Below are 5837 nucleotides of genomic sequence, written 5' to 3' on the forward strand. Positions count from 1 at the left end.
GATCGATCTGGCGATCGCCGTTTTGCACCGGACCGTGGCGGGCAGTGCAGAGAGCGAGACAGCATCACACGAACAGAGGAGCGGAACACATGATCGGCACCGAGACCCTCGACCGCGTGATCGGCGCAGACGTCATCGACGCCGACGGCAACAAGATCGGTACGGCTTCCGAGGTGTTCCTCGACGACCAGTCGGGCGCCCCCGAGTGGGTCACCGTGAAGACCGGCATGTTCGGCACCAAGGAGTCGTTCGTCCCGATCCGGGACGCTGACCTGACCGGCGACGGCCTGCGTGTCCCCGTGAGCAAGAGCGCGGTGAAGGACGCCCCGCGCATCGACTCCGACGGCCACCTCTCCCCGGCCGAGGAGACCGAGCTGTACCGCCACTACAACATGACGGAGACGGCTGCCTCCGCGCCGGCCGCCGGTGCCCCCGCCGTCGACACGACGACGACCACCGACACGACGACGACCACGGCCGACACCAACCGGCACGGCACCGTGGGCCACGACACCTCCGGTCCCACGACCGACGACGCGATGACCCTCTCCGAGGAGCGCGTCAACGTCGGCACCCAGCACGTCGAGACGGGCCGCGCGCGGCTGCGCAAGTACGTCGTGACCGAGAACGTCACCGAGACCGTCCCCGTGTCGCACGAGGAGGTCCGGGTCGAGCGTGAGCCCATCACCGACGCCAACCGCGGCGACGCCCTGGACGGCCCGGCGATCTCCGAGGAGGAGCACGAGGTGACGCTGCACGCCGAGCGTCCCGTCGTGGAGAAGGAGGCCGTCCCGGTCGAGCGCGTGCGCCTGGACACCGAGACGGTCACCGAGCAGCAGCAGGTGAGCGAGACCGTCCGCAAGGAGCAGGTCGACACCGACGAGGTCACCGACACCAACCGTCGCTGATCTCCCCAGCACACCAAGCGCCCGTCCCGGTCCACCCGGGGCGGGCGCTGTGCTGTCCGGCCACGGATGACCCCGGGGCGGCAGGGGTCCTCCGTCAGTCGGCCGTCGGCGGCAGGGGGTCGCCGGGGTGGGGCATGACCGGCGCGCCGACCTCCTCCTCGAGCACCTCGGCCGCCGAGCCCACGATCAGTGGGTCGGGCGTGCCGACGGCGGCCGGGTCCTTGCCGGTGTAGTCGAAGCGGGCCAGCACGTGCCGCATCGCCTCCAGCCGGGCGCGCTTCTTGTCGTTGCTCTTGATCACCGTCCACGGGGCGTGGCCGGTGTCGGTGTGCAGGAACATCGCCTCCTTGGCCTCGGTGTAGGCCTCCCACTTGTCCAGCGAGGCGAGGTCGGTGGGGGAGAGCTTCCACTGCCGGACCGGGTCGATCTGGCGCACGATGAACCGGCTGCGCTGCTCTCCGCGGGTGACCGAGAACCAGAACTTGACCAGGTGGATGCCGCTCTCGACGAGCATCCGCTCGAACTCCGGCGCCTGGCGCATGAAGAGCAGGTAGTCCTCGGCCGTCGTGTAGCCCATCACCCGCTCGACGCCGGCGCGGTTGTACCAGGATCGGTCGAACATGACCATCTCGCCGGCGGCGGGCAGGTGCTGCACGTACCGCTGGAAGTACCACTGGGTCTTCTCCCGCTCCGACGGCTTGTCCAGCGCGATCACCGTCGACCCGCGCGGGTTGAGGTGCTCGGTGAACCGCTTGATCGTGCCGCCCTTGCCGGCGGCGTCGCGGCCCTCGAACACCAGCACCAGCTTCTGGCCGGTGCCCTTCACCCAGCCCTGCAGCTTCAGCAGCTCGATCTGCAGCCGGCGCTTCTCGATCTCGTACTCGCGCCGCTCCATCCGCTCGCTGTACGGGTAGCCCTCGCGCCAGGTGTCGACCCGGTTGCCGTCGGGGTCGAAGAGCTCTCGGTCGTCGTCCCAGTCCTCGTCGGAGTGCGTGTCCGGCAGGGCGTTGAGCCGCCACCGGGACAGGTCGAGGACGGGCGACGGCGTGCCCTCCGGGGCGCGGTCACGCATCTGCTGGGTCACGTCGTCGTCTCCGGTCTCCGGGTGCCAGGTGCTCGCCCCGATCCTGCCCGGACGCGGCTCGTCCTGCCCAACCCGGTGGTCAGGGTGCGCTGACTCGTGCGCGCACGTGCTGGAGGTGGCCGATCAGCTCGTCCCCGATCCGGCCCCAGGTGCGCTCCTCCACCGAGGGCCGGGCCCGGTCGGCGGCGGCGCGGAGTGCGGCCGGGTCGTCGCGCAGTTCGGCGACCATGGCGGCCAGCAGATGGGGGTCGTCCCCGGCCCAGAGCCAGCCGTTCTGCCCGTGCCGGACCAGGTCCAGTGGGCCGCCCGAGGCGGCCACGACCGCCGGGACACCCGCGGCCAGTGCCTCCTGCACCGCCTGGCAGAAGGTCTCGTCGGCCCCGGGGTGGACGAAGAGGTCCAGCGAGGCGACGACGGCGCCGAGTTCTGCCCCGCCGAGCTGGCCGAGGAAGTGGGCGCGCGGCATCCGGCGGGCCAGCTGTCGGCGCTGGGGCCCATCGCCGACGACGACCAGCCGGACCCCGGGCAGCTCGCTGAGCGGGGCCAGCAGCTCCAGCCGCTTCTCCACCGCCAGCCGGGCGACCACGCCCACCAGCAGCTCCCCGGCCGGCGCCAGCTCGCGGTGGAGGCCGGGGTCGCTGTGCCACGGGGCGAACTGGTCGAGGTCGACGCCCCGCCGCCACAGCGTGACCGGGCCGATCCCGTGCCGGGCCAGCATCGCCAGGCTCGCCGTGGAGGGAGCCAAGGTCAGGTCGGCGGTCTCGTGCACGGAGCGCAGGTACCGCCAGGCCGCCGCCGGGCCGCCGGGCAGGCGATAGCGCTCGGCGTAGGCGGCCAGGTCCGTCTGGAACACCGCGACCGACGGCACCCCGAGCGTGCGTGCCGCCCGGGCCGCCGCCAGGCCGAGGACGACGGGGGAGGCCGGGTGGACGACGTCGGGTGCCAGCCGGCCGAGCACCTCGGTCAGGTCGCCGACCGGGCGCGCCACGGAGAGCTGCCGGTAGCCGGGCAGGCGCATCGACGGCACGGTGGCGACGTCCACCCAGGCGCCGCAGCGGGACTCGTAGCTGGCGCCGGACGGGGCCACCACCACCGGGTCGTGGCCGCGGACGGCGAGGTGGTCGACCAGCCGCAGCACCGAGTTGACCACCCCGTTGACGGCGGGGAGGAAGGTCTCGGAGACGACCGCGACCCGCATGCCCACGCCGCCGGACGGCGTCGGGGCCACGACCGGCGCCGACACGGTGACGCCCGCACACAGCAGGGCGGTGTCCTCACGCAACACGCGCTGTTCCGGGGGCGGTCGGGATGACGGTGGGCCGGCGGACCGGCATCCGGCGGGCGGGCACCCGGGGCCGGCGCGGGTGGGCCGCGACGACGGGCCGCCGGGCCTCGGTGACCGCCGCGACCGCGTACTCGGCGAGCGCGGCCAGCTCCCGGCGGTCGGCGCCGGCCGGGTCGAGCGCCGGCAGCAGGTGCACCTCCACCACCAGGCCGCGGACGGCGACCACCCGGGCGATGCTGCGCCACAGCGGCTCGTCGGCCAGGTAGCCGGCGACCGCGGTGGGGGCGCCGCCGTCGACCCGGTACCGGACGGCGACCGGGCAGACCGGTGCCGCGGCGTCCACGGCGGCCTGGAAGAACGCCGGGCGGAAGCGGCCGAGCTCCACCCCGCACGCCGTCGTCCCCTCCGGGTGGACGGTCACCGCCGTGCCGGACCGCAGCAGGCCCGCGGCCTGGGCGACCGCGGCCGGGAGGGTCCGGATGCGTGCCCGGTCGAGGAGGACGACGCCGGTACGGCGGGCCAGGCCACCGAGGACCGGCCAGTCGCCCACCTCGCGCTTGGCGACGGGCACCCCCGGCACCACGGTGAGCATCGCGAGGTCGTCGACCCAGGAGACGTGGTTGCTGACCACCAGGTGGCCCGGGCCGCGCCCGGCACCTGCCCGCGGCCAGGCCGCGGACGGCGCGGTGACCTCGACCCGCACCCCGGCGGCGGTGAGCACCCTGGCCGCGGCGCACACGACCAGCCGCCGGCGGCCCCGTGCGCCGGTCCACGGCGCCCGCAGCGCAGCCACGCCGGTGCCGGCGAGCGCGACACCCAGGCGGAGCCAGCGGCGCCGTCGCGTCGCGGCGTCCACGGTCGGGACGGGGTCGGCCGTGCAGGCGGTGGTGCAGGCGGAGACCGGCAGCCAGCTCATCGGTCGCCGCCGAGCAGCCGGGCGAGCACCCGGTCGGGGATGTCGGCGACGGCCAGGAGCACGTACAGGTCGGCGGTGCCGAACGCCGGGTCGTAGGCGGGCCGGCCGCACACCCGGGCGCCCAGCTTCAGGTACGCCCGGATCAGTGGGGGCACCACCAGGCGCTCCGGCTGCGGTCGCGCCATGACGTCGAAGGGCAGGTGCGGCACCACCCGGAGGGCTGCGGGGGCGAGGTGTGCGGTGCGCACCGTCTCCCAGACCCCGGCGACGGTGGCCCCGCCGTCGGTCAGTGGGACGGAGGCGCAGCCGGCCAGGTGGGTGGCGTCGCGCTCGAGCACGTAGCGGAGGACGCCGGCCCAGAGCGCGGTGACCACGGTGCCGGTGCGGTGGTCGGGGTGCACGCAGCTGCGGCCCGCCTCGACCAGCCCGGGGCGCAGGGCGGCGTGGCGGGAGAGGTCGAACTCACCGTCGCCGTAACTGCGGCCGACGGCCGCGGCCCGCTCGGGCGGGAGCAGCCGGTAGGTGTCGACGACCTCGCCGGTCGCCTCCTCGCGCACCAGCAGGTGGTCGCAGAGCTCGTCCCACTCGTCGACGTCCCGTTCGAGGGCGGCGGCCGCGGGGTCCAGCAGGGCGCCGCCCTCCTGGGCGAACACGGTCCAGCGGAGCCGCTGGGCGGCGGCGACGTCGTCGGCGTGGGTGGCCAGGGCGGTGGTGTAGCTGCGGCGGGGGGCCGGCAGGGCTGTGGTCACAGCTGCGGTCACGACGACACCTCGGGTGTCGGGAGGCCCCTGGACGAGGCCCGGACGCCGTCAGCGTCAGCGGCCGAGGTGTCCGGCGGGTGGCCGCGGACTGGCGTGCCCCCGGCGGACGGGCGAATCCCGCCCCGGGTGTCCGCCGATCGGGTGACCGGTCAGGGGACGATGCGCTCGGCGAGCTCCTCGGCGAAGTTGCGGGCGGCGTCGGCCTCGGCGGCGGCGCGCTCGCGCAGGTCGGCCATCGCCGGGACCCGGTCGGCCAGCGTCAGCTGCAGCGTGATGACCGAGACCGTCATGCCGAAGGAGCGCCCGAGCACCAGCTCCAGCGGCGGCACGGTGTGGTCCCAGCTGGCCTGCTCGCCGCCGGCGTCGTAGCTCGCCCCCCGACTGGAGACGATGACGGCGTGCCGCCCGGCCAGCGGCCGGGCCTCGTAGTCGCCGAAGGGCACCGTCGCGCCCAGCACGTGCACGTGGTCGAGCCAGGCCTTCAGCGTGGAGGGCAGCGACCAGTTGTACATCGGGGCGCCGACCAGCAGGACGTCGGCGGCCAGCAGCTCGTCGAGGTAGACGTGCTGCTGCGCCTCGGCGGCCGGGTCGACGACCTCGTCGGGCGTGCGCAGGCGGGGGGTCCAGTGCAGGGCGGCGTCGGGCAGGTGCGGCGGCGGGTCGGCCTGCAGGTCCCGGGAGGCCACGGTGAACTCCGCGCCACGGTCCCGCCAACCCCGGACGAAGGCGGCGGTGACCTCGCGGGAGGCGGAGGTGCGCGGATCGGCAGACGAGTCGAGGTGCAGCAGGTGCGGCATCGGGGGCTCCCGGGGCTGGGGGATGTCTCGTATACACGTTGTACGCTGCCGACGAAGGCTGAGGCGTGCATCTCGGTGCTCGACAT

At 74.7% G+C, this 5837-nt stretch carries 6 protein-coding genes; 1 reads left to right on the forward strand and 5 read right to left on the reverse strand.

Features of this window, described 5'->3' with window-relative positions; all coding sequences use genetic code 11:
* Positions 1-89: 89 nt before the first annotated feature.
* Positions 90-908 carry a DUF2382 domain-containing protein gene (locus G5C62_RS25105; protein ID WP_164703158.1) on the forward strand — a complete coding sequence of 273 codons (819 nt, stop codon included), beginning with the start codon at positions 90-92 and terminating at the stop codon, positions 906-908.
* 94 nt (positions 909-1002) lie between these two features.
* On the opposite strand, the gene ppk2 is transcribed toward G5C62_RS25105, so the two are convergent.
* From ppk2 to G5C62_RS25130, 5 genes are all read right to left on the reverse strand, one after another.
* On the reverse strand, positions 1003-1992 hold the full coding sequence (gene ppk2, locus G5C62_RS25110) for a polyphosphate kinase 2 (RefSeq protein WP_241176124.1): 990 nt from the start codon (positions 1990-1992) through the stop codon (positions 1003-1005).
* Between the two features lie 79 nt (positions 1993-2071).
* Entirely contained in the window at positions 2072-3277 is a 1206-nt protein-coding gene (locus tag G5C62_RS25115; protein WP_206330856.1) for a glycosyltransferase family 1 protein, read from the reverse strand.
* Positions 3267-4193 carry a 1-acyl-sn-glycerol-3-phosphate acyltransferase gene (locus G5C62_RS25120; protein WP_164703159.1) on the reverse strand — a complete coding sequence of 309 codons (927 nt, stop codon included), beginning with the start codon at positions 4191-4193 and terminating at the stop codon, positions 3267-3269. Before G5C62_RS25120 ends, G5C62_RS25115 begins: the two co-directional genes overlap by 11 nt.
* Positions 4190-4954: a GNAT family N-acetyltransferase gene (locus G5C62_RS25125; protein WP_164703160.1), complete on the reverse strand. Its 765-nt coding sequence runs from the start codon at positions 4952-4954 to the stop codon at positions 4190-4192. Before G5C62_RS25125 ends, G5C62_RS25120 begins: the two co-directional genes overlap by 4 nt.
* Positions 4955-5103: 149 nt before the next feature.
* Complete coding sequence (locus tag G5C62_RS25130; protein WP_164703161.1) at positions 5104-5751, reverse strand: FMN-dependent NADH-azoreductase; 648 nt, start codon at positions 5749-5751, stop codon at positions 5104-5106.
* Positions 5752-5837: the final 86 nt, after the last annotated feature.

This window comes from Modestobacter sp. KNN46-3 (genome assembly GCF_011039295.1).